At 33.2% G+C, this 22,312-nt stretch carries 15 protein-coding genes and 1 tRNA gene; 2 read left to right on the top strand and 14 right to left on the bottom strand.

Annotation, left to right across the window (positions count from 1 at the left end):
• The 11 genes from AB8B90_RS07320 to porU form a co-directional block, all read right to left on the bottom strand.
• A partial coding sequence (locus AB8B90_RS07320; protein WP_405335218.1) for a mannose-1-phosphate guanylyltransferase occupies nucleotides 1–1,074 on the bottom strand: 1,074 nt, incomplete at its 3' end.
• A gap of 2 nt (nucleotides 1,075–1,076) precedes the next feature.
• The gene (locus AB8B90_RS07325; protein WP_405335220.1) at nucleotides 1,077–1,676 is read right to left on the bottom strand and encodes a SprT-like domain-containing protein; all 600 of its coding nucleotides are present in this window, start codon (nucleotides 1,674–1,676) and stop codon (nucleotides 1,077–1,079) included.
• 63 nt (nucleotides 1,677–1,739) lie between these two features.
• The gene (locus AB8B90_RS07330) at nucleotides 1,740–5,693 is read right to left on the bottom strand and encodes an FG-GAP-like repeat-containing protein (RefSeq protein WP_405335222.1); all 3,954 of its coding nucleotides are present in this window, start codon (nucleotides 5,691–5,693) and stop codon (nucleotides 1,740–1,742) included.
• Between the two features lie 132 nt (nucleotides 5,694–5,825).
• Nucleotides 5,826–6,470, bottom strand: a complete 645-nt coding sequence (locus tag AB8B90_RS07335) for an HAD family hydrolase (RefSeq protein WP_405335224.1) — start codon at nucleotides 6,468–6,470, stop codon at nucleotides 5,826–5,828.
• A gap of 2 nt (nucleotides 6,471–6,472) precedes the next feature.
• Entirely contained in the window at nucleotides 6,473–7,162 is a 690-nt protein-coding gene (locus tag AB8B90_RS07340; RefSeq protein ID WP_405335226.1) for an SDR family NAD(P)-dependent oxidoreductase, read from the bottom strand.
• Nucleotides 7,149–8,129: a M28 family peptidase gene (locus tag AB8B90_RS07345; RefSeq protein ID WP_405335228.1), complete on the bottom strand. Its 981-nt coding sequence runs from the start codon at nucleotides 8,127–8,129 to the stop codon at nucleotides 7,149–7,151. Before AB8B90_RS07345 ends, AB8B90_RS07340 begins: the two co-directional genes overlap by 14 nt.
• 107 nt (nucleotides 8,130–8,236) lie before the next feature.
• Nucleotides 8,237–9,853, bottom strand: coding sequence for a pyruvate dehydrogenase complex dihydrolipoamide acetyltransferase (locus AB8B90_RS07350; protein ID WP_405335230.1), 1,617 nt, complete (start codon nucleotides 9,851–9,853; stop codon nucleotides 8,237–8,239).
• Between the two features lie 3 nt (nucleotides 9,854–9,856).
• Entirely contained in the window at nucleotides 9,857–10,855 is a 999-nt protein-coding gene (pdhA, locus tag AB8B90_RS07355; protein WP_405335232.1) for a pyruvate dehydrogenase (acetyl-transferring) E1 component subunit alpha, read from the bottom strand.
• Nucleotides 10,856–10,956: 101 nt separating this feature from the next.
• A complete protein-coding gene (gene cdd / locus AB8B90_RS07360) occupies nucleotides 10,957–11,439 on the bottom strand; it encodes a cytidine deaminase (RefSeq protein ID WP_405335234.1) in 483 nt (160 codons plus the stop codon).
• A gap of 77 nt (nucleotides 11,440–11,516) precedes the next feature.
• A complete protein-coding gene (gene porV / locus AB8B90_RS07365) occupies nucleotides 11,517–12,770 on the bottom strand; it encodes a type IX secretion system outer membrane channel protein PorV (RefSeq protein ID WP_405335236.1) in 1,254 nt (417 codons plus the stop codon).
• Nucleotides 12,771–12,835: 65 nt separating this feature from the next.
• Nucleotides 12,836–16,684, bottom strand: a complete 3,849-nt coding sequence (gene porU / locus AB8B90_RS07370; protein WP_405335238.1) for a type IX secretion system sortase PorU — start codon at nucleotides 16,682–16,684, stop codon at nucleotides 12,836–12,838.
• 252 nt (nucleotides 16,685–16,936) lie between these two features.
• Here porU and gldJ point away from each other — a divergent pair, with 252 nt between their 5' ends.
• Together gldJ and murF are read left to right on the top strand one after the other, a co-directional pair.
• Nucleotides 16,937–18,622: a gliding motility lipoprotein GldJ gene (gene gldJ, locus AB8B90_RS07375; RefSeq protein ID WP_405335245.1), complete on the top strand. Its 1,686-nt coding sequence runs from the start codon at nucleotides 16,937–16,939 to the stop codon at nucleotides 18,620–18,622.
• 67 nt (nucleotides 18,623–18,689) lie between these two features.
• Nucleotides 18,690–19,967, top strand: a complete 1,278-nt coding sequence (gene murF, locus AB8B90_RS07380; protein WP_405335239.1) for a UDP-N-acetylmuramoyl-tripeptide--D-alanyl-D-alanine ligase — start codon at nucleotides 18,690–18,692, stop codon at nucleotides 19,965–19,967.
• Between the two features lie 129 nt (nucleotides 19,968–20,096).
• Here the strand turns inward: murF and AB8B90_RS07385 are convergent.
• From AB8B90_RS07385 to AB8B90_RS07395, 3 genes are all read right to left on the bottom strand, one after another.
• Nucleotides 20,097–20,171 (bottom strand) — tRNA-Val (locus tag AB8B90_RS07385).
• Between the two features lie 63 nt (nucleotides 20,172–20,234).
• Entirely contained in the window at nucleotides 20,235–21,455 is a 1,221-nt protein-coding gene (locus AB8B90_RS07390; RefSeq protein WP_405335241.1) for a bifunctional folylpolyglutamate synthase/dihydrofolate synthase, read from the bottom strand.
• Nucleotides 21,455–22,312: energy transducer TonB (locus AB8B90_RS07395; protein WP_405335243.1), on the bottom strand; the 858-nt coding region annotated here is incomplete at its 5' end. The genes AB8B90_RS07390 and AB8B90_RS07395, both read right to left, overlap by 1 nt.

The following is a 22,312-nucleotide window of genomic DNA, read 5'->3' on the forward strand; positions in this document are numbered from 1 at the left end:
ATAATCTTCTCCAAAAGTAGACTTCACATTTTGGAGTACTTTTTTAATATCTTGCTCTTTAGTCTTTGGAAAGATAAGCAAAACTTCGTCTTTATCTACAATAATATAATCTTGTAAACCATCAACAACTACAATTTTATCACCTTTAGTTCTAATCATATTTCCTGAAGCATCTTCAGTTAATGTTCTCGCATTTACAACAGCATTGTTATTGTCGTCTTTATCTAACTTATCGTAGAGACTTCCCCAAGTACCGAGATCATTCCAATCAAATGTAGCAGGAAGCACATAGACATTTTGAGACGATTCCATAATAGCATAATCCACCGAAATATTTTCAGCTTTGCCATAATTATCTCTAACAAAATCATCTTCAAAATCTGTATTATAAACTTCAATTCCTTTCTCAAAAAGTTGATACAAATTAGGCTGATTATTTTTGTATGCATCAATTACACTGGACACACTCCACATAAAAATTCCAGCATTCCATAAAAAATTACCTTGAGAAATAAACTGCTTAGCGGTTTCGTAATCTGGTTTTTCTCGGAGCTGATTTACAGATTTAATATTTGAAGTATTTGATTTATCAAATTCAATATAACCATAACCAGTATTTGGAAATGTAGGTTGAATCCCTAGTGTCATTAATGCATTATTCTGTGAACAAAAATCAAAAGCTTGCTGAACATTTTCTGAAAATGCCATTTCATCTTCTATCCAGTGATCGCTTGGAGCAACAATCATGACTGCATCTTCATTTTCTTTTTGAATTTTTAATGCCGCATATAAAATACAAGGTGCTGTATTACGCATTGCTGGCTCGAGAACTACTTGACGTTTTGTAACCTCTGGTAATTGCTCAAACACTAAGTCATTATAGCGCTCATTAGTTAAAATAAATATGTTTTCTTTCGGAATTAGATTAGCAAGACGATTAAAAGTCTTCTGGATGAGTGTATCACCAGTTCCTAACATATCATGAAATTGTTTTGGAAAATCTTGAGTACTTACAGGCCAAAATCTTGATCCAACTCCTCCAGCCATCAATATGGCATAATAATTTTTATTCATAATTATTTGTTTAATAATTCAACCTCAGCATTAGGATTAAACAGATATAACTTACCTGTTTCAACCTCAATACATTCATATCGTATTCGTCGTTTCTCTCCTTTTTGGAACACACGACCATTATACAATTTAAATCTACTATGTAAAGGTAATTCAAATATAAATGTTTTATCGTTTGGTGCGTCGAATTGCTTTAAGGTGTAGGCGAGTTGAACATCTGTGTCGCTGGAAGCTTTAGGGTTTTTAAAATGTTTCGCTAAAACTGGTAGAATTTCACTAGGAAATATTTCTGGATTCAAAAAAGGTAACATCAAATGCTGAAATGTTTGTTTCCATTCAATTCCATGTGGTTTGATTTCTCGACCATAGGTTTTATAAGCTTCAAAGTGCGCTATTTCGTGAATGAGTGTAATCAAAAATCTATATATATTCAAATTTGAGTTTACAGTAATTTGATGTCTACCGCTGGGTAAACGTTTGTAATCTCCATGCCTTGTTTTACGTTCTTTTTTAACTTTCACATCAAGATTATCATGCTCTAGTAACTCTAAAACTCTAGATAATGCATTTTCAGGTATATATTCTTGAAGTCTCTCTTGCATGTATTAAATGTAAACGAATTATTTGATGATGGAATTGTATGATTTCAAATTAATCTAATCTCACTAGTTTTTAAAAAGTAGCAATATTCCTTTACCATTAATATTTAAAAAATATAAGCCTTCAGAAGTGTCTTGAGGAAACTGAAGTATTGTTCTTCTACTAAACTCATTAAAATTACTATTCAAAACCTGAATTTGACGACCTCTAATATCAAACAGATTAAAAGAATCAGACACATTAGTATTTGTTATGGTAACTTGAAAATCTATAACTGGATTTGGAAATACTACTTGGTTATCTTCTAGATTTATATTGACATCGCCAGTGAAATAAGGTACAGCAAAATCAAATGCTTCAAGTCCGACTTTTTCTCCAATAATTCTTCCTGGAATATCGTCTGCAGGCGGGTGAATTCCTCCCCAAATTCTAGACAAGCTAGTTTGGTCTGAAGCATCTCTGTAGGTAGCCCATTGAAGAGTAACATCTACCGAAGGACCTTCTTCAAAGACTAAAAATTCATTTTGCTTTGCAATAAATTCACCTATTCCTCCTGGAAAAAATTCACTACCAGTAATCTTAGTTAATACTTCAGCTGCTGCACGAGAATAGGTTGAATGACCAGAAACAAATCCAGCAAAAGGTGGTGTTACGAAAGTTGGGCGCTGATATGGCCACCAATTTTCTGCTAAAATCCATCCTACTCCTGCTTCATCTGTTGCTTCATCATCAATGAAATCTGGGCCTCTCCATGTATACAATTTTATTTTACCTAGATGCTGATTACTACTTCCAGCTAGAGGATCTCCTTCATTAACAACTTCAACATAATTTTGTAACAAAGGTATGCCTCCTATATTATAGTTGCTTAATGATTCATCAGTACTTTGACCTAAAAGTGCCATATATCGTAGAGCAGAAATTGGACGCACATAATCATACCAGCCCTTTATACTCCAAGCTGAAATGGCAGCGTCATGCATCGTTCCTCCTAAAATAAAATATGATTTCACATCCCACTCTAAGTCATCTAAAATCGCACCTTGTCCTTGAAATCGTTTTTCTAATTCTGGATGTTCATTTACATAATTTAGGATTGTAAACCAATGCCCTGGAGGTGTTTCAGAATCTGGACCATCAGCCCAAAATTCAGCTAAAACTCGAGCATAATCACCTCGAGGCACAATATTAGGCTCATAAGACTGTCCTGTAATTGGGTTTTGAACATGACCTGTACCAATATCTCCTCCATCAATGATGTTATAGAAGTTAGGGTAATCCTGATATTCTGTTGGAAACTCGTCAATATTTGTATTACCAATTGCTCCTGGTGAGATATCCCATAGTACACCATCATTTGGATCGAGATGTGAACCCCAAATTGACACCATTGAAAAACCTAATTTATAAGCTTCACTTGAAGAGTTATTTTCTAGTAAACTTAAATAAGGTGGAGCACCTGGATCATTATAAACTTTATAGGGTTTTCCTTCTCTTTCATAAGTTACATTTTCATTCATCGCAAAAGGCAAAACATTTCCCCATTCAGGACTTAAAAAATCTATTGATGTTCCTGGTATAGGATTACCACTTTGATCAATAAATGTATCTAAACTTAAAGGTTGCCAACGGTTTGGGTCTTGCATTTCAACAGTTGTAGGAATAGCTGGTGCTAATGCTGAATTTACGGGTTCATAATATGAATTATCAAATTGAGTCAGTTCTCTTGAACCATCAATATTGCCATAAGCGATGATCGTTTCGGCAATATAATTCCCAAGGGCAGTAGCATTCCCAAACTCATAAACTATTGATGTAGCTGTTTCGGTATTATAACCTAATTGATCCATAACTAAATCGAATAGACGTTGTGATTCTTGGGCATTAGGTGAATTTTGAAAACGATAGCTGAGTAAGCGATACATTGCATAACTTATGGCTTTTTTTCTAGAACTCTCAATGCTTTCGATAGGTACAAAATCTTCAAGTGTACTAGAAAACCCATGTAATGTATTGCCTATTAGATAAGGTCTAGCTTGCTCATCATATATTGCCCAAACATCATACATGGCAATACTAGAGTGAAATAAGTTTCTTGCGTGAACTGTTGGTCTAGCAAAATCATTTCTAATAGCTTGAAGTAACACTTCATTCCATATTCTGGCAATAGAAACATCTTCAGGAATATCATTAATATTTAACGTAACATCCATAGATTCCTCAAGACTAAAACACGTTCCATTAGTTTCTCGAACACTTAAACTAGCATTATCACTTAAACCCCATTTAACAATTATGCTACTCGAACCTTGACCTTCTATAATTTCTCCACCTGTTACTTGCCAAACAGCAGAAGAACCAGTAAGAATAGGATAAGTATAGGTTTCAGAAACTAGAAATCCTGAAGTTGTATTTCCAGTAATTTGATTAGATTGTAGGTAGGTACAACTTCCATCGTCTAATGTAGCATCAGGATTATAAGTACATGAATCAGGATCTGTGCATCCATAGATCTTTTGACTAGGCTGAATATCTAAAGTAGTTATTCCTTGACCCTCAATAGCTCTTACTGTAGTATTCGCATTTAAATTTTGATAGGTTTCTACCAATCCTGTTGGCCATTTAATTTCTAATTCAGTAATTATAGTTTCATCACCTAAACCAAAATGCACTGCTTGAAGGCTTTGTGATAGAAACCCAACACCTGTATAATAACGTTTAAACTGACCGAGATTAGTGGTAATCGTAAGTGTTGTTCCAATGGCATCTCGATTTGATTCAGTTCCTTGAAGTAAAATTTTAAACCAATTTTGAGTAATAGGCTCATCAAAATTCAAAAGTTTATTTTCGTAAAAAAATGAGTTTTGATCGGTGTTGGTCACGAAAACATCTAAATCACCATCATTATCGTAATCGAAATCTATAGCTTCAACACTGACAGTTAAGTCATTAAAATTCACAATATCTGAATGATCTTCAAAACCATTTTGACCTTCAATTGCTAGATTTTTATAATACACATTATTTTCAGTAGTACGATCTTCAAAAACATAACCATTGACGATGATTAAATCTTCATCCCCATCTAAATCAAAATCTGCAAATTGTGTTCCCCAAGACCAACCTGTTTCCATAATATTATTTGCTCCAGAGGTTTCAATGAAATTATTTGAACCATCATTTTGAAGTAATGCATTTTCATCAATACCAGTGATAAAAAAATCAAAAGCACCATCTAAATTAAAATCACCAATGGCAATTCCCATATCATCTAACATACTCCCAAGACCATAGGTTTGGGCTTGGTCTGAAAATGCCATTCCATCTTGGTTAACAAACAAACTATTAGGTTCATTAAAATCGTTGGATACAAATAAATCTATCCAACCATCATCGTTGATATCAAAAGGGACTGCTATATAACTGGCTAACTCTTCAGAGGCTTGTATATTTGTTTGCGTTGTCACATTTGAAAATGTACCATTACCGTTGTTAATATATAGTGTATTACTAGCACATTCTTTCCAATCACTTACATAAATATCTAAAAACCCATCATTATTATAGTCAAACCAAGTTGCTCCTGTATTTCTACAACTATTAAAACTATTTAATCCTGCATCTTGGGTCACTTCTACAAATGCACCATCACCTTGATTATGAAATAGTTGCGCTTTAAAAGAATGTGTAAAAAAAACATCTGGAAATCCATCATTATCATAATCGCCAAAAGATACTCCATGTTTAAAACCTACAAGACCGTTAAACGATTCTATATTGCTTGTAGGATACAAATTAATAAGACCAGACTCTATTGTTACGTCCGTGAAACTTCCGTCATTATTATTTCTGAATAGTTTACTTTGAGTTGATGTATCACCTAAAATATCTTGCTTTGTTGCAACAACAAAAATATCTAAATCTAAATCTGAATCATAATCAACAACAGCTACACCATTATTGCTATTTAAATCACCTAAACCTGACACAAGTTCAACACGATCAAAATTTTGACTCACAACGAGGTTAGTAAAACAGAAAAAGCATAGTAATAAAACACAACTACACTTAAGAGAATGTAATAATAATTTCAATGGAACATTTTTTTATAAAGATAAGGAATAGAAGCTAAATTTTAGCAATAGTTTTGATCAAGTAGCGACTAAAAACTCTTGTATTGCTTTCATTGAATTGAAGGTAAACGTAGCTTTAGACTGTAATTCATTATTATAATCGTGCGCTGTATACCCTACAACATCAAAACCGCCATTTTTAGCAGCTTGAACTCCAGTAATACTATCTTCAACGACAATGCATTCTGAAGGTTTAAACCCAAAGGTTTTAGCAGCCCAAATAAAAACTGCTGGACTTGGTTTCCATTTTTGAATGGCATAACAACTGAAAATACTGTTTTCAAAATATGGCAACAATCTTGTATATTCTAAATTAAGTCGAATTTTATTTTCTGGACCACTAGACGCAACACAATACGGGATATCAAGATTTTTAATTAGTTCTAAGACACCATCAACAGGTTTTATATCAGCTTTAAAAGCTTCAAAGCTTCTTTTACGATAGTTGGGAATAAAATCAGTTGGTAACTTACTTGGAATTAGCGCTTCAATTTGGTCTGCACAATATTGCATCTTGTGACCTTTGAAATGTTTGTAGGCATACTCTAAATTTATATTAGCTCCCAATTCATTTGCCATATCTACTAGAACTTGATTTCCGATTGGTTCGCTATCAACTAGCACACCATCACAATCAAATATGACACATTTATACCTTGACATATTTAAGGTGTAGAATTAGAAACTTGAAGCACTTTTCCGTTGTAATATTTGTTTCCGTTTAGTGCAAAATCTTGAATATAATCAGCCATTTCTTTTGCAGTTGTTGGTGCTTGATAATCTGGAAACGCTTCTTTAAGCATTTCAGTTTGCACAGCACCTAAAGCCAATACATTAAACTGTGGACCTGTTTCTTTATATTCTTCAGCTAATAATTCAGACAATGTAATCACTGCGCCTTTACTTGAACTATATGCTGCTAATCCAGGAAATTTCATACTTCCTTGAATCCCTCCCATGGAACTGATCGTCACGACATGACTATTTTGCTTCATAAAAGGAAGTACAATACGAGTCATTTCAGAAACACCAAAAACATTAGTTTCATATACTTTGGCAAAATCTTTAATTGAAGTTTCAGCAAACGGTTTATTTAATAGAAGTCCAGCATTATTTATAAGTATATCTACCTGTTTCCATTCGGTTTCTATAAACTGATCTACTTTTTTATAATCGCTTTCATTACATAAATCAAAAGCAAAAGATGTTATATTTTCGAAATGCAAGTTATTTACTGGTTTTGTGTTTCTGGACAATGCTAACACATTATGACCTTGATTAGCAAATAAGTGCACCAACTCAAACCCAATGCCTCTACTCGTTCCTGTGATAATGATATTTTTACTCTGACTCATACATCATAATTTCTTTAGTTTCTGAAATACTCATTTGTTCAATCCCCTTTATGGTTTCATTTATCAGGCTTGCCATAAATTCATAATTCAATTCATTAATTTCGTCATCAGCATGATGATAATAATCATAATTAGATAAATCACATGAAGAAATGGTTTGACATGGCAATTTAAATTCTTCATAAAATGGATAATTATCAGATTGCTTAAACAAGTTATATTTTTTGGCAACTTCTGAGGACCCAATTAAATTACTACCAACATATTCATTTATTTTTTGAGCCATATTAGACAAATCATAACCAGAGAGAAAAGCTTGGTAGTCACGATCTTTGAACGGAACACCAATCATCTCAAAATTTACCATTGTATAAAGGTTTAAGTTTTGAGACTTTAAACGTTTAGCTAGGTGTTTAGAACCTAAGAGCCCTAATTCTTCTGCAGAAAACAAAGTAAACATTATACTTCGTTTATTGTTTTTCATCGTTGCAAAATATTTAGCCATAGCAATTACAGCACTTGTTCCAGCGGCATTATCATTAGCACCATTAGCTATGGTATCCGTTTCTGTTATACTCCCTTTACTACTTTTACGTCTCGCATCATTCCCATAACCAATATGGTCATAATGTGCTCCCAAAATAATGACTTCATTCTTAAGTGTTTCATCAGTACCTTCAATAAAACCAACGACATTAAATGCATTAATTGAATCTTTAATTTTAAAATTATCTCTGTAGGTTTCAAAATATGGTTTAATACCTAAAGTTTCAAATTGAGACTCTATATATGTAGCTGCTTTGTCTATCTCTGTAGTGCCTGCATGACGACCTCTCAAATCATCAGAAGCTAAATAGCTAACAATCTCCTTAACCTCATTGCTTGTAATTATTATGGATTCAATTTTAGGCTCAGATTTACAGCTAACAATAAGTAATAAAAGCACAAGGGATAAAATATTTTTCATAGAGTTTTTTATTTGAGTTTAAAGATAAAAAATCCTGACTTGAATAAATCAAATCAGGATGATATTATAGTGAGATTCAAAACAAGTTTAAATTATCATCTGAATAATTATACTAGCATCGTCACTGGATTTTCTATATACCCTTTAAGAGTTTGAAGAAATTGCGCTCCGGTGGCTCCATCAACTGTTCTGTGATCACAAGCCATGGTTAGCTTCATCGTGTTTCCAGCAACGACATTACCGTCTTTAACCACAGGCTTAGAAACAATAGCTCCTACAGATAAAATTGCTGAGTTTGGTTGATTGATAATCGACGTAAAGCTTTCGATACCAAACATTCCTAGATTGGATATAGTAAAGGTACTACCTTCCATTTCATCTAGGGTTAATTTCTTATTTCTGGCTTTCCCTGCGTAATCTTTTACAGCAGCTCCAATTTGTGTTAAACTTTGCTCATTAGCAAACTTTACCACAGGAACAACTAATCCGTCAGGCACAGCAACAGCTACACCTATATGTACGTGATTATTTAATTGCATTCTATCGTCAAACCACTGTGAATTTACTTGTGGATGCGCTTTTAATGCCAAAGCACAAGCCTTAACAATCATATCGTTATATGATATTTTAGTATCAGGTATTGAATTATATTGTCCTCTAAATGCTATAGCATTCTCCATATCAAATTCCACATTTAAATAATAATGTGGTGCTGTAAATTTAGATTTAGCTAAATTTTTTGCTATTGCTTTACGCATATTTGAATTTGGGACTTCATCAAAATCCTCTTGACCTGTAGGAACAAATTTTCCAACAGATGCTGATTGGGTTGATGGTGTAAAGTTTTCAATATCACGCTTAACAATTCTACCATTTTCTCCGGAACCATTTACTTGTGATAAATTAATTCCTTTTTCTTCAGCCATTTTTTTAGCTAAAGGAGATACAAACACTCTAACATTTGAATTCGTTACAGGAGAATTATTAGTTGCTTCCAGTTTTGGAGTTATTTTAGGTTGTTCTAGAGCTTTTGCTTCTTGTTTAGGTGCATCATTTTTCTCTTCTGAGTCAGGAGCACTCATTTTGAAGTTTTTAGCTACATCTGCAACATCAGTTCCTTTAGGGCCTATAATTGCAAGTAAAGCATCTACTTTTGCTGACTCACCTTCCTGTAAACCAACATGCAATAAAGTACCAGACTGAAATGATTCAAATTCCATGGTTGCTTTATCAGTTTCGATTTCAGCAAGAATATCACCTTCTTCTACTTCATCTCCAACATTTTTCAACCATGAAGCTACAGTACCTTCTTCCATAGTATCACTCAAACGAGGCATCGTAACTACAATAACACCTTCAGGCAATTCTATAGATTCCGATTTTGGTTCGTTTGATTTCTCTTTAGATTCTGCGCTATCGCTCTGAATGACATCTTCTTTAATTTCTTCGGAAGTATTACCACTTAAAAGACTAGAAATATCTTCGCCAGCATCACCTATGATGGCCAAAAGCGAATCTACTTTGGCAGTTTCACCTTCTTGTATACCAATATGAAGCAAAGTTCCTTCGTTGAAAGATTCAAACTCCATAGTTGCTTTATCCGTTTCGATTTCAGCTAAAATATCACCTTCTTCAATCTTATCACCTACTTTTTTTAACCAAGTAGCGACAGTACCTTCTTCCATTGTATCGCTCAAACGAGGCATATTAATTACTTCTGCCATAGCTTATATTTTATGTTGTATGAATGGATAATCTTCTTGTTCGTATACTGCATCGTACATCACATTCTTTTCAGGGTAAGGTGAATCTTCAGCGAATTTCTCACATTCCTTAACCAAATCTTTGACGCGTTTATCAATAACAGCTATATCATCTTGAGTAGCATATTTCTTATCAAGAATAATGTCTTTGACTTGGGTAATAGGATCTATTTTTTTGTATTCTTCTACTTCATCCTTTGTTCTGTAATGCTGTGCATCAGACATTGAGTGACCTCTATATCTGTAAGTTTTTAATTCAAGGAATGTTGGTCCGTCACCGCGTCTTGCTCTAGAAATTGCTTCATCAAAAGCTTCAGCAACTTTAACTGGATTCATTCCATCTACTGGTCCACAAGGCATTTCATAACCTAAACCTAGTTTCCAGATATCTGTATGATTGGCTGTGCGTTCTACAGAAGTTCCCATTGCATAGCCATTATTTTCACAAACAAAGACTACAGGTAGGTTCCAAAGCATGGCTAAATTAAAAGTCTCATGAAGTGAACCTTGACGTGCTGCTCCATCTCCAAAACAACATAAGGTAACGGCATCACTTCCATGATATTTATCACCAAATGCAATACCAGCTCCTAAAGGAATTTGACCTCCAACAATACCATGACCACCATAAAACCGATGTTCTTTAGAAAAAATGTGCATAGAACCACCTAAACCTTGTGATGTCCCTGTTGCTTTTCCGAACAATTCCGCCATTACGCGTTTTGGGTCTACACCCATTCCGATTGGTTGTACGTGATTTCTGTAAGCAGTAATCATTTTATCTTTAGAGAGATCCATCGCATGAAGCGCTCCAGCAAGGACGGCTTCTTGACCATTATACAAGTGAAGAAATCCTCTTACTTTTTGTTGAATGTATACTGCAGCAAGTTTGTCTTCAAACTTTCTCCAGAATAACATATCTTCATACCACTTTAGGTACACTTCTTTTGTTACTTTTTGCATTTATTTCAGTATTGATATAAAAATTAAAATAAGCGAATAACAAAAATAACACATTAGACAGTAACGAAAAAACCGAAAATCGTAAAATTTACACGAAATCGTTATAGAAAACTCCTATCGAAACCTAGAGGTAATAAGTTTGCAAGAGAATTTGATTTAACAACCTTGCCAGTTTCACCCATAAAATAGATTTCAATTGGTGATTCTTGCTTCACTTCATACTCGGCAATAGCTTGCCTACAAGCTCCACAAGGTGGAATAGGAGTAATTGTTTGGTTAACTCTTGATCCTGCCGTTAGGGCCATCTTTACAATTTTTGCATCAGGATAATTTGCGCCAGCATAGTAGATTGCAGTACGTTCTGCACATAAACCTGAAGGATAAGATGCGTTTTCTTGATTATTACCCGTAACAATTTGATTATTATCTAATAAAATTGCAGCACCTACACTAAAATTAGAATATGGTGCATAGGCATTTTTACGAGCTTCAATAGCATGTTCCATTAAAGATGCAATATCTGAAGGTAACTCGTTAAAGTCATCGTAAACGGTAAGAGTTGATTCTATTTTAATATCCTTCATAAGCTATTATATTAGACAAAAAAACTATTGTTCTGGATGAGACAATAGTTTTTTTTATTTGAGATTAATATTGTTTTCTAATATTCATCATACTCATTATCTCCAAAATTAAACACTAGAGAAAAACGTAATGTATTCTCTAATGGACTTTGCACTTTAGATGCTGAAAAAAGGTATGACAAATCAATATTTATAGTTGTGTATTTAAATCCTGCACCTAAAGCAAAAAACTTACGTGCTCCTTTATCTTCGGCTTCATTAAAATACCCAGCTCTAAAAGCGAATGAATCTTGGTAGGTATATTCTGCACCCAGTGACCAAGTAAATTCTCTTAATTCTTCACTAAATCCGCCTGGTGCATCACCAAAAGATTGAAAAATTCCTTTAGCGAAACCTACATTATTGTCTTTTCCTTCGATAATAACATTATCCCTTACTGGATTGTTTGGAAAACCAATTAAATCATCTTCACCTTCGTCATATTGACCGTTGTTATTATTGTCAGTGTATTCGTATTCTCTACCTAAAACAGGAGGTGTTGGCACTAAAAGCTTAGTGAATTCGGCTGTTACTGCTAATTTATTATAATCGTCGAAGATAAAATCAAAACCACCACCTAATCTTAAAGTTGTTGGTAAAAAGTTTTCTCTACCACCATCATCATACTTGATCTTTGGTCCTAAATTTTGAATTGCGAAACCTGCTCTCCATCGTCCGTTAAAACTATCATACGCTTGTTCTTCACTTTGGTAGTAACCAGCAATATCGGCTCCAAATGAACTGGCTGCAGCGGCATTAGCATCAACAGCTTGGATTCTTAAATCTGATCGTAAATAACGTAATGCAACAGACATTGAAAATTGATCTGCTAAACGTAATGAGTACGATGCATCAAATGTTAATTCATTAGGTTGCTCTATTAAAGCTTCAGAAAATTCATCCTGAACAATTTCGATTTCTCCTAAACTAAAATATTTGAAACTCACTGCAAAAGCACTGCTTTCATTTAATCTGTTAAAGTAAGTAACGTTACCTAAAAAGATATCATTAACCAATCGACTTAAATATGGCGTATAGTTAATTCCAATACCAGATTTTGCTAAAGAGAATGAATATTTTGCTGGATTCCATTGTTGAGAGTTTGCATCTGCAGAAGTCGCAACACCAATATCTCCCATTCCTGCTGCACGAGCATCTGAAGCAATTAGTAAGAAAGGAACTCCTGTTGTAATTACTCTAGAATCTACGCTATTTGGTATAACGACAGTTTCTTGAGCATTTGTTATATTAAACAATGAAACAGTAATAAGGGCTAAAATGTATTTTTTCATGTGTAATTTATTAACTTTTTCGGTAATTATGGATTACCTAGCAATTAGGCAAATATAAATCTTTATTATAGTATTACAAGTTTTTCAATTTTTTCAACTTGTTTATTTAAACGGTTAGATCTCACTTTTAGTTTGTAAATGTAGACACCTTTACCAATTTTATCTCCAAAATCATCTCTTCCATCCCAAACAATGTCTTTTGAAAGTGAGCTTGTTACTTTACTTCCTCCATTAGTTTGACCGTTCAAGGTTCTTACCAATTTACCTGATACTGTAAAGATCTGTACTGAAACGTCTAAAACATCAGGACTATTGTGATTGAACCAAAACTCAGTATAATCTACAAATGGATTTGGATAATTTAAAACGTTATCTATTACTAATTCTTGATCTTTATCTGTAACAACAAATTCTATTTCGGTTTTTGAAGAATTATTGTAAACATCCCAAGCTTTGAAAGATAAAGTGTGTCTACCAGGCGCTAAATCTCTAAAAGGATAGTTTACTTTTCCATTTTGATAGTCATCAATATTAGCTTGATAGTAGTCATTTAATACAAAAGGGTTAGTTTCATCACCATCAAGAATGGCTACAATATCATGACCTATACCACTAGCGGTGTTGATTCCGTTTTCATCTTGTAATCTTGCGACTAATGCTGGTTGTTCATTAGTAATACCTCCTGAAACAAAATTTTCATCATTCATGAATAAATCAATAAGTGGCCCAGTATTATCTTCAGCGGCATTTGCATTAATCCCTCCAATTTGTATATCAAAACTGGAACCTGATCTATTTTCTAGAGGAAGTTTCCTCATCGAATAGAAATTAACTTTCCCTTGAGCTACTGGAATTCCAATATCTCTTGGCACAACGAATTCAAATTCAAATAGTCCGTTAGCAACTGTAGCTTGACCTTTAAAAATAACTTCACCTAATGTTTTGAAATTCATTATTACTGGTTGACCTCCATTTGTTTGGTTGTCATTATTTAAGGTTTGTCTATCAATTTCTTTATCAAATACAGTAGCAGTTAAGGTTCCATTGTAATCAGATAATAAATTTCCAGATTCATTTACTACCTCACCAGAAAACTTTACTTTACTTAGAGCTTGTAAAACATCTGTATTTCCTCCAATTGGAACATCATTTATATGAGTTAATCTAACATCTGGTTTCGCAAATGCAAGCTTCATTGCAGGATCTCCAATAAACCAAACTAATGATTTTTGTATATTACTACTTATCGCTGGATCATTTTTAGACTGACGCAATGCTTCTGCGATCGAAAGAGTTTCGTTAGACCCAAATGCAAACAAATAAGGTTCAATGACCACATTAAAGGCCTGACCTAAACTAACAAAAATCTGTCTTGTTGTAGTTATCAAACCAATAGCTCCTCCTTTGGTATTCCAATATGTAAATTCACCAGCTGTTTGTCTTAATGGGTCGTCAAATTTTGTGTATTCACAAGTTACTGTAACAAAAAGGTTGTATTTACAAACATTTGCAACTTCTTGCGAATCATTTTTATCAAAAATACGTTCAGAAGCTAAGCCATCTTCTCCACCATGGCCAAAATAATTTACAACAAGTGCTCCTACATCAATTGCATCTCTTATTTCTTTATTTACTTGAGGATAACGCTCACCAGCAGAAGAAGATTCTTGAAGAAATGCATCTGAATGAATTTTAACAGCATTTAAAAACGGTTTTTCTTGGGTAATTATATTAGCGATATCATCTGTAGTTTGTTGAAGATCACCTTCAAAACTACCTATATCAACATCATCAGAAATCATTAAAATATTATTCCTCCAGCTTCCGAAGGACGCTTCAGAATAATACTCTTGAATTTTATCTACTAATTCTTCAGCTTGTTGAGGTGTACTAGCGAGAATCCTCCCAACCGCGATATCAGCTTTATTTGAAACATCTTCAACATCACCTTCATTATCATCCATCATGGCATAAAAGTCATCAGACACAAAAGAATTCACAAGACTAAAGCTATTATATGAAAACCATGTCGGAACAATATTGGTGTTATTAGATATCCGATCTTTATAATCAAAAGATGCATCACCAAAAAAGCAGACGTATTTTAATCTTTTATCAGGAGCACTTGCATTATGATATACATATCGTATCATGTTCCTTATACCGCCTATATCTTGATTGCCTGAACTAAATTCTTTGTAAATTTGGTCAAGTGTTAGAACTTTTACATTCAAATCATATTGCTGTCGATTAATTTCTGCAAGTCGATTTGCCTGTGAATACATATTACCAGGAGTTACTATTATGTAGTCTATGTCTTCGAATTCGCCCTGTACATTCTGAAAAATAGTTCCTTTGATATTTTGATTATCTACAAAAGAATTTGCATCTCTTATCGGTTGAAATGCACTTTGGCTATTGAAAGCAATGTAGTGTTTAAGGGTACCAGAAGCAGCCTTAAAACTAAAATCTGACTCTTGATTAGAATTAGGAATACTTGTTACATTATACTTGTTTGAAATATCCCATATCTCTTCTACATTAGAAGCACTAGACATTTCATATTCAACAATACCGTCTGTTGTTTCAACAATATCATTTTTAAAAAGCAATTGACCTCCTGTGTAAGCTAGTTCACGAGTAGCTTCAAGAGAAACGTAATCTAAATATCCTAAAGACGATGGATTACCAAAATTATTATATTCTATACCTACATTAACTTCAGAAGAACTCAATTGAACATCTCCAACATAAAAAGCACCAGTTGCCAAGATACCATCTGTTAGACCGACAGGAGAAACAGTTGTTACATTTACACCATTTAACTCTATTTGAAATGATGTTAAGACTTCAGATACAGCGCCTACATAAACCTTTAACTTTGCAGGTTCAGTTGTAACTATATTTGGAAAATTAAATTCATATGATTTTTGATTTTCTATATCAAAACGATCTCCAAACCAACGTCTTCCTAACTTGGCAATATTAAATTCATCTACTTCATAGAATCCATAATCTTGAAATGTATCTATTGTAAAATCTGCACTTTCAGTAGGCTGGACAACTGTTTCAATACGCTTTCCGAATGAACCGCCATATGTTACGTAATAATAGGATCTGCTTGAATATGGATTTATATTGGTATTAATTAAGACTTCTTCTGTATTACCTGTAGGTCCTTCTGCATAGAACAATATATAATCACCATTATTAAAATCACCATCATTTTCGCCCACAAATTTTACAGCATTTTCGGTGAGATCTAATGGATAAAATTCGTCGTTTGGCATTGGAAGCATTTTTCCTCCGTTTCCATATATTTTTATAGTTCTTGGATCTACATCAGTATCAACTCCTATGTCTTCTAAAAAACTTTTTGAAATTTTAAACACTCCCGATCTCTCAACATAAAAACGTCTCCAACTACCAGAACTTAAAACGGAATTCACAATCTCTTGACTACTAAGAGTATTTCTATTTGAAGAGGAAGAATACTCAATTTTAAAAGATGTAATTCTTTTAAAAATACCATTATCATTAATAATTGGGCTTATCTTAAGAAAACCACTGATATTATTTCTATCAATAGAATTAGATAACTTAACATTTATTTCATTAGGTATCAATTCTACAGACAGTCCTTTTAACTCATCTCTAGAAATTGTTTCATATAATACATTTGTGAGCTCAAGAGAGTTTTCACTTAAAGGTGAGTTAATGTCCCATTGAGAAACAAAGTATAATCCTTCAGTCATACTATAACTGAAGTTTTCTTTGTTAAATGCTGGTAACTCAATTTGAAAAGATGAAGTTTCTAAAGTTGTAGTACCATCCCACTGAATTGAGAATTGCTTTTGTTGGGCGAAAGCAAAAACATTGCAAACAATAAAAGATATGAATAACAGTTTTTTCATATTACAAATAACGGCTATAACGTTGTGTTATTATAGTGTTTCAATTTGTTATTCAAAATTACAACAATATTTGATTTAAGCAACCGTTATTAAAGTCAAAATACATCGATTAACTGAGTAAAAGTCCGTTATATTGCATGAAAAACAGGATGAAATGCAACTTTTTTTAAATCTATTTGCTAAAAAATGTTGTTAATTTACCTTTAATTACTATATTGCGTGTCTAAAAATTTAATTAGCTTACTTAAAAGTATGGATATGAAAAACGTCTTAAACCTAAGGATACTATTAGCCCTAATGATATCTTTGACAATTGTTGGTTGTAGTAGAAACTCTTCAGACAAGAATAGTTCTAGAGCCACAGGATGGAAAATTAACGACAAAAACGGTGGTTTTCAATATAATGACAAGTTTCAAGAACAAGAAACAAGTCCAGGCTTGGTGTTTGTTGAAGGAGGAACATTTACAATGGGTAAAGTTCAAGATGATGTGATGCATGATTGGAATAACTCTCCAAATCAACAACACGTTCAGTCATTTTATATGGATGAAACTGAAGTTACCAATAAAATGTATACTGAATACCTTGATTGGATTAAAAGAACTTATCCACCAGAAGAAGAAAATTATAGATTAATTTATAAAGGTGCTTTACCTGATACTCTTGTATGGAGAAACAGATTAGGTTATGCTGAAATGATGACAGAAAATTATTTACGTCATCCTGGATATGGAGAATATCCTGTAGTTGGTGTTAGCTGGATTCAAGCCGTTGAATTTGCGAGTTGGAGAACAGATAGAGTTGCAGAGATGGATCTTCAAAATGCTGGATATCTTGAAAGAGATTCTCATTTAACATCATCTGCCGACAGTAACTTTAGCACTGACACTTATATCAACGCACCTACATCAACTTATGGAGGAAATGATAGTATTATCAATCCTGCTAAATCTAGAAAAAGAGTACAAGTTACTGCTGCTGGTGATACAATAAATAACTATGCAAGAAGAGAATCTGGTATTATTTCACCAGATTATAGACTTCCTACTGAAGCAGAATGGGAGTACGCTGCTTTAGGTATGAGTGAATTAAGAAACTTCAATGTATATAGAGGTCGTAAAAAATATCCTTGGGATGGACAATACACGCGTTCTGGAAAAAGAAAAACCAAAGGTGATCAGTTGGCAAACTTTAAACAAGGTAAAGGTGATTATGGCGGAATTGCTGGTTGGTCTGACGATGGAGCTGACATTACTGCTGAAGTTATGAGTTATGAGCCTAATGATTATGGATTATATGATATGGCTGGTAATGTTGCCGAATGGGTAGCTGATGTTTATCGTCCTATTGTTGACGATGAATTTAGTGACTTTAACTATTATAGAGGTAACGTTTATACTAAAAATGCAATTAATGAAGATGGAACCGTTAAAGTTGTTACTCCTGAAGAAATTGTGTATGATACTTTAAGTAATGGTCAAATTGTTGCTCGTAATTTACCTGGTGAAATTTTGCAAGTTGCTGTTGATGAAGATGAAACATATTTAAGAACAAACTTTGATAGAAGTGATAACAGAAACTTTAGAGATGGTGATACAAGATCATCTAGAAGTTATGCTACAGACTTTGATGAAGAAGAAGGTGAAAGTGCTGAAAAAGCCATGACTAGAAAAATGTATAATTCTCCTAAACATAATATAGAAAGAGATTCTACAGGCAAAGTATTAAAAGAATATGATACTTCTAACCAAAGAACGTCTATGATTAATGATGAAGTTAGAGTTTACAAAGGTGGTTCTTGGAGAGACAGAGCTTATTGGATTGATCCTGCACAACGTAGATACTTTCCACAAGATATGGCAACAGACTACATCGGATTTAGATGTGCAATGTCTAGAGTTGGTTCTAAAACTCAAGGAAGCAAAAAAAGAAACTAAAATTTATTTTCAATAAAATTTAAGTCCTAACTTTAAACGTTAGGACTTTTTTTTTTACATTTATTTTATGACTATAAAGAAACTTTACGATGCCTTTTTGAAGTGCACTTCAATTTGTACAGACACCAGGAAAATTACTTACAATAGTATGTTTTTTGCACTTAAGGGAGATAATTTCAATGGAAATAAATTTGCCAAAGAAGCCTTAAAAAATGGTGCTAAATTTGTTGTAATTGATGAAGCTGAATACAATACACATCAAGACTGTATTTTGGTTGAAGATACATTAAAAGCTCTACAGAATTTAGCAACATATCATAGAAAAGAATTAAATATTCCAATCATAGCATTAACAGGTAGTAATGGTAAAACCACTACTAAAGAATTAATTAATGCCGTATTATCAACAACATATAATACTAGTGCCACCAAAGGAAATTTAAATAATCATATTGGAGTTCCATTAACAATACTTGAATTTGAAAAAAACACTGAAATAGGTATTGTTGAAATGGGCGCAAATCATCAAAAAGAAATAGAATTTCTATCTAATATAACATTACCAGATTATGGTCTAATTACAAATTTCGGAAAAGCTCATTTAGAGGGCTTTGGAGGAATTGAAGGCGTGATAAAAGGAAAATCAGAATTATATAATCACTTAAAATCTCATGATAAATTTGTATTTGTCAACACGAATGACGCAAAACAAATCGAACAAATTGGAGACTACAAAAAGGCCATTAAGTTTGGTTCTAATATGTCAATGATAAGTGCACAACCATTTATTAAACTAAAATTTAATAATATAGAAATCAATACGAATTTAACTGGAGCATATAATTTTAGTAATATAGCAGTAGCAATAGCTATTGGAACATACTTTAAAGTTGATGATCGCACTATTTCTAAAGCTATTAGTCATTATATACCAACTAATAATAGGTCTCAAATTATAGAAAAAGGGACAAACAAGATAATTCTCGATGCTTACAATGCTAATCCCACAAGTATGGTAGCTGCTTTAGACAATTTCGGAAGTTTAAGTTTAGATTATGGTTTTAGTAAGGTAGCGATTCTAGGTGATATGTTTGAATTAGGAGATGATGCAGAAATCGAACATCAGTACATTTCAGATTATTCTCAAAAATTTAATATTGAACAAATATATTTGGTAGGTAATCACTTCTTTAAGACAATTGATTCTTCAACTTCAATATCATGTTTTCAGTCATTTGAAGATTTAAAAAATGAAATGGTAAGTTCTCCACTAAAGAACAAACACATACTAATTAAAGGCTCAAGAGGAATGGCTCTTGAAAGAGTTTTAGACGTCCTACAATAAGAAGTGATTATTTTTTTTGTTATACTAGATTATTTGAGTTAGTAATCTCTTCTAAATCTTAAGTGTTGAATTATTGGATTTGAATAAAAAAATTCCGATTTGAAAATCAAACCGGAATTGTAGTTGAAGTGGGCGCGAAGGGATTCGAACCCCTGACCCCTTGGGTGTAAACCAAGTGCTCTGAACCAACTGAGCTACGCGCCCTAAATATTGGACTGCAAATATAGTCTAGATTTTTAATTAGCAAAAGCTTTTTCTAAAAAAAAATTAAATTATTTCAGCAACTACAAATGTACTGCCACCAACATAAATTAAATCATTTGGGCTAGCATGTTGAATTGCAGAATTAAATGCTTCATTTACTGTATTATAACTTTCTCCTATAAATCCATTTTCTAAAAATTGATTTTTAAGTATGTTAACATCCATACCTCTTTCAATATTAGGTTTACAGAAATAATACCTAACTTGTTTTGGTAATACTGGAAGAATTGAACCCAAATCTTTATCACTTACAACTCCAAACACTATATGTAATTTATTAAACTCTTCGCTTTTAATTTGTTCCATTACAATAGTTAAACCTTCTTTATTGTGAGCTGTGTCACAAATAATCTTAGGTTGATTTTGTAATATTTGCCAACGTCCTTTTAAACCAGTATTTCTAATTGTATTTTTTAGGCCGTCAACTATTTGTTGATTCGAAATCAAAAAACTTTTATTTGTATTTAAAAGTTTAATAGTTTGTACAGCAGTTTTAATATTGTGCTTTTGATAAATCCCTTTTAAATCACTTTCGAAATCTTGTTTAATGAGCTGGTCGGCAAAATAAATCTCTGATGACTTTTCTTCGGAAATCTTAATAAATACATCTTTAGTTTCTTCTTGTGTTTCACCAATAATCACTGGAATATTAGATTTAATAATTCCAGCTTTTTCTTTGGCTATAGCTTCGTAAGTATTCCCTAAAAATTTCATATGGTCAAAACCAATATTAGTAATCACAGAAATTTCGGGTGTAATTATATTTGTTGAATCTAATCGACCTCCTAATCCAACTTCAATAATTGCTATGTCTACATTTTGCTTTTTAAAGTAGTCAAAGGCCAATCCGACAGTCATTTCAAAAAATGACAATTGATTTTCTTTAAAAAATGTTAGATTTCGCTCTATAAACCCAATAACAAATTGCTTACTTATTTCCTTACCATTAATTTTAATTCTTTCTCTAAAATCTTTGAGATGAGGTGAGGTATACAAACCTACTTTATATCCAGCCTCTTGAAGTATTGAAGCTACCATATGACTAGTAGAACCCTTACCATTAGTTCCTGCCACATGAACACTCTTAAAATGTTTTTCTGGATGATTGAGGTGTTTTGCTAAAAGAATCGTGTTTGATAAATCAACCTTATATGCCGATTTGCCTTTATTTTGATACATCGGCAACTGCTTAAACATCCAATTTACACTATCTTGATAGTTCATCAATCTGTAGGTGTAAAGTTTACACTTACTTTGCCATACTGTCTTGAAGGTGCTTTAGAATCAGCTGGCCATTTATATGACATCGCTATTTTTTTTGCTTGAGCGTTTAAACAAGATGTAGCATTATTGCTACCTCTTACTCCCGGAGTAGCTTCAATAACTTTACCACTTCGATCCACGACGATGTCAACGACTATTAAACCATATTCATTTTCACAGCCATCATATAAAGTAAATTTAGGTGTGCCTCTTCCATTTAAACCATAGCCAACACCTCCATTTCCAGAGCCAGGTGTGCCTTTATATGGTGCATAAGGACTGCCATCTAACTCCCCTTTATCGCCAGGTCCATCACCAGGTCCTTCTCCACTCTCGGTTGGTCCATCAGAATTTTTTACACCACCAATTAAAGCATCTAGCTTATCTTTTTTATCTTGTTCTTCTTTAGCAATCCTGTCTGCTTCTGCTTTCTCTAGTTGCTTAATTCGTTCAGCCTCAGCCTTTGCTTTTTCAGCTTCCTCTTCTGCTTTTTTTATCGCTAAAGCTTCTGCTGATTCATTAGTTAAGACGTCCTCAGATTCACTATTAGCATCATTAGTTTCTTCAGGTTGTGATTTATCTGCTTCTGTATCTTCTTTAACCACTTCTTCATTAGGTCTTGATTTAATTGGCTCTGTAGGTTGAATATTTCCTGAACCAACTGGAGAATTTCCAAAATTAACTGCAACACCATATTCCTCTGGCGGATCCATATAAGGTGGACCAACCACAAATAGTAGCAATACTAAAATACTCACAATTAGTGCTGTGATTTTAGCTGAATTACGTTCGTGTTTGGTTTTTAAGTACTTCATAGT

The organism is Psychroserpens sp., assembly GCF_045105015.1.
Lineage (GTDB): Bacteria > Bacteroidota > Bacteroidia > Flavobacteriales > Flavobacteriaceae > Psychroserpens.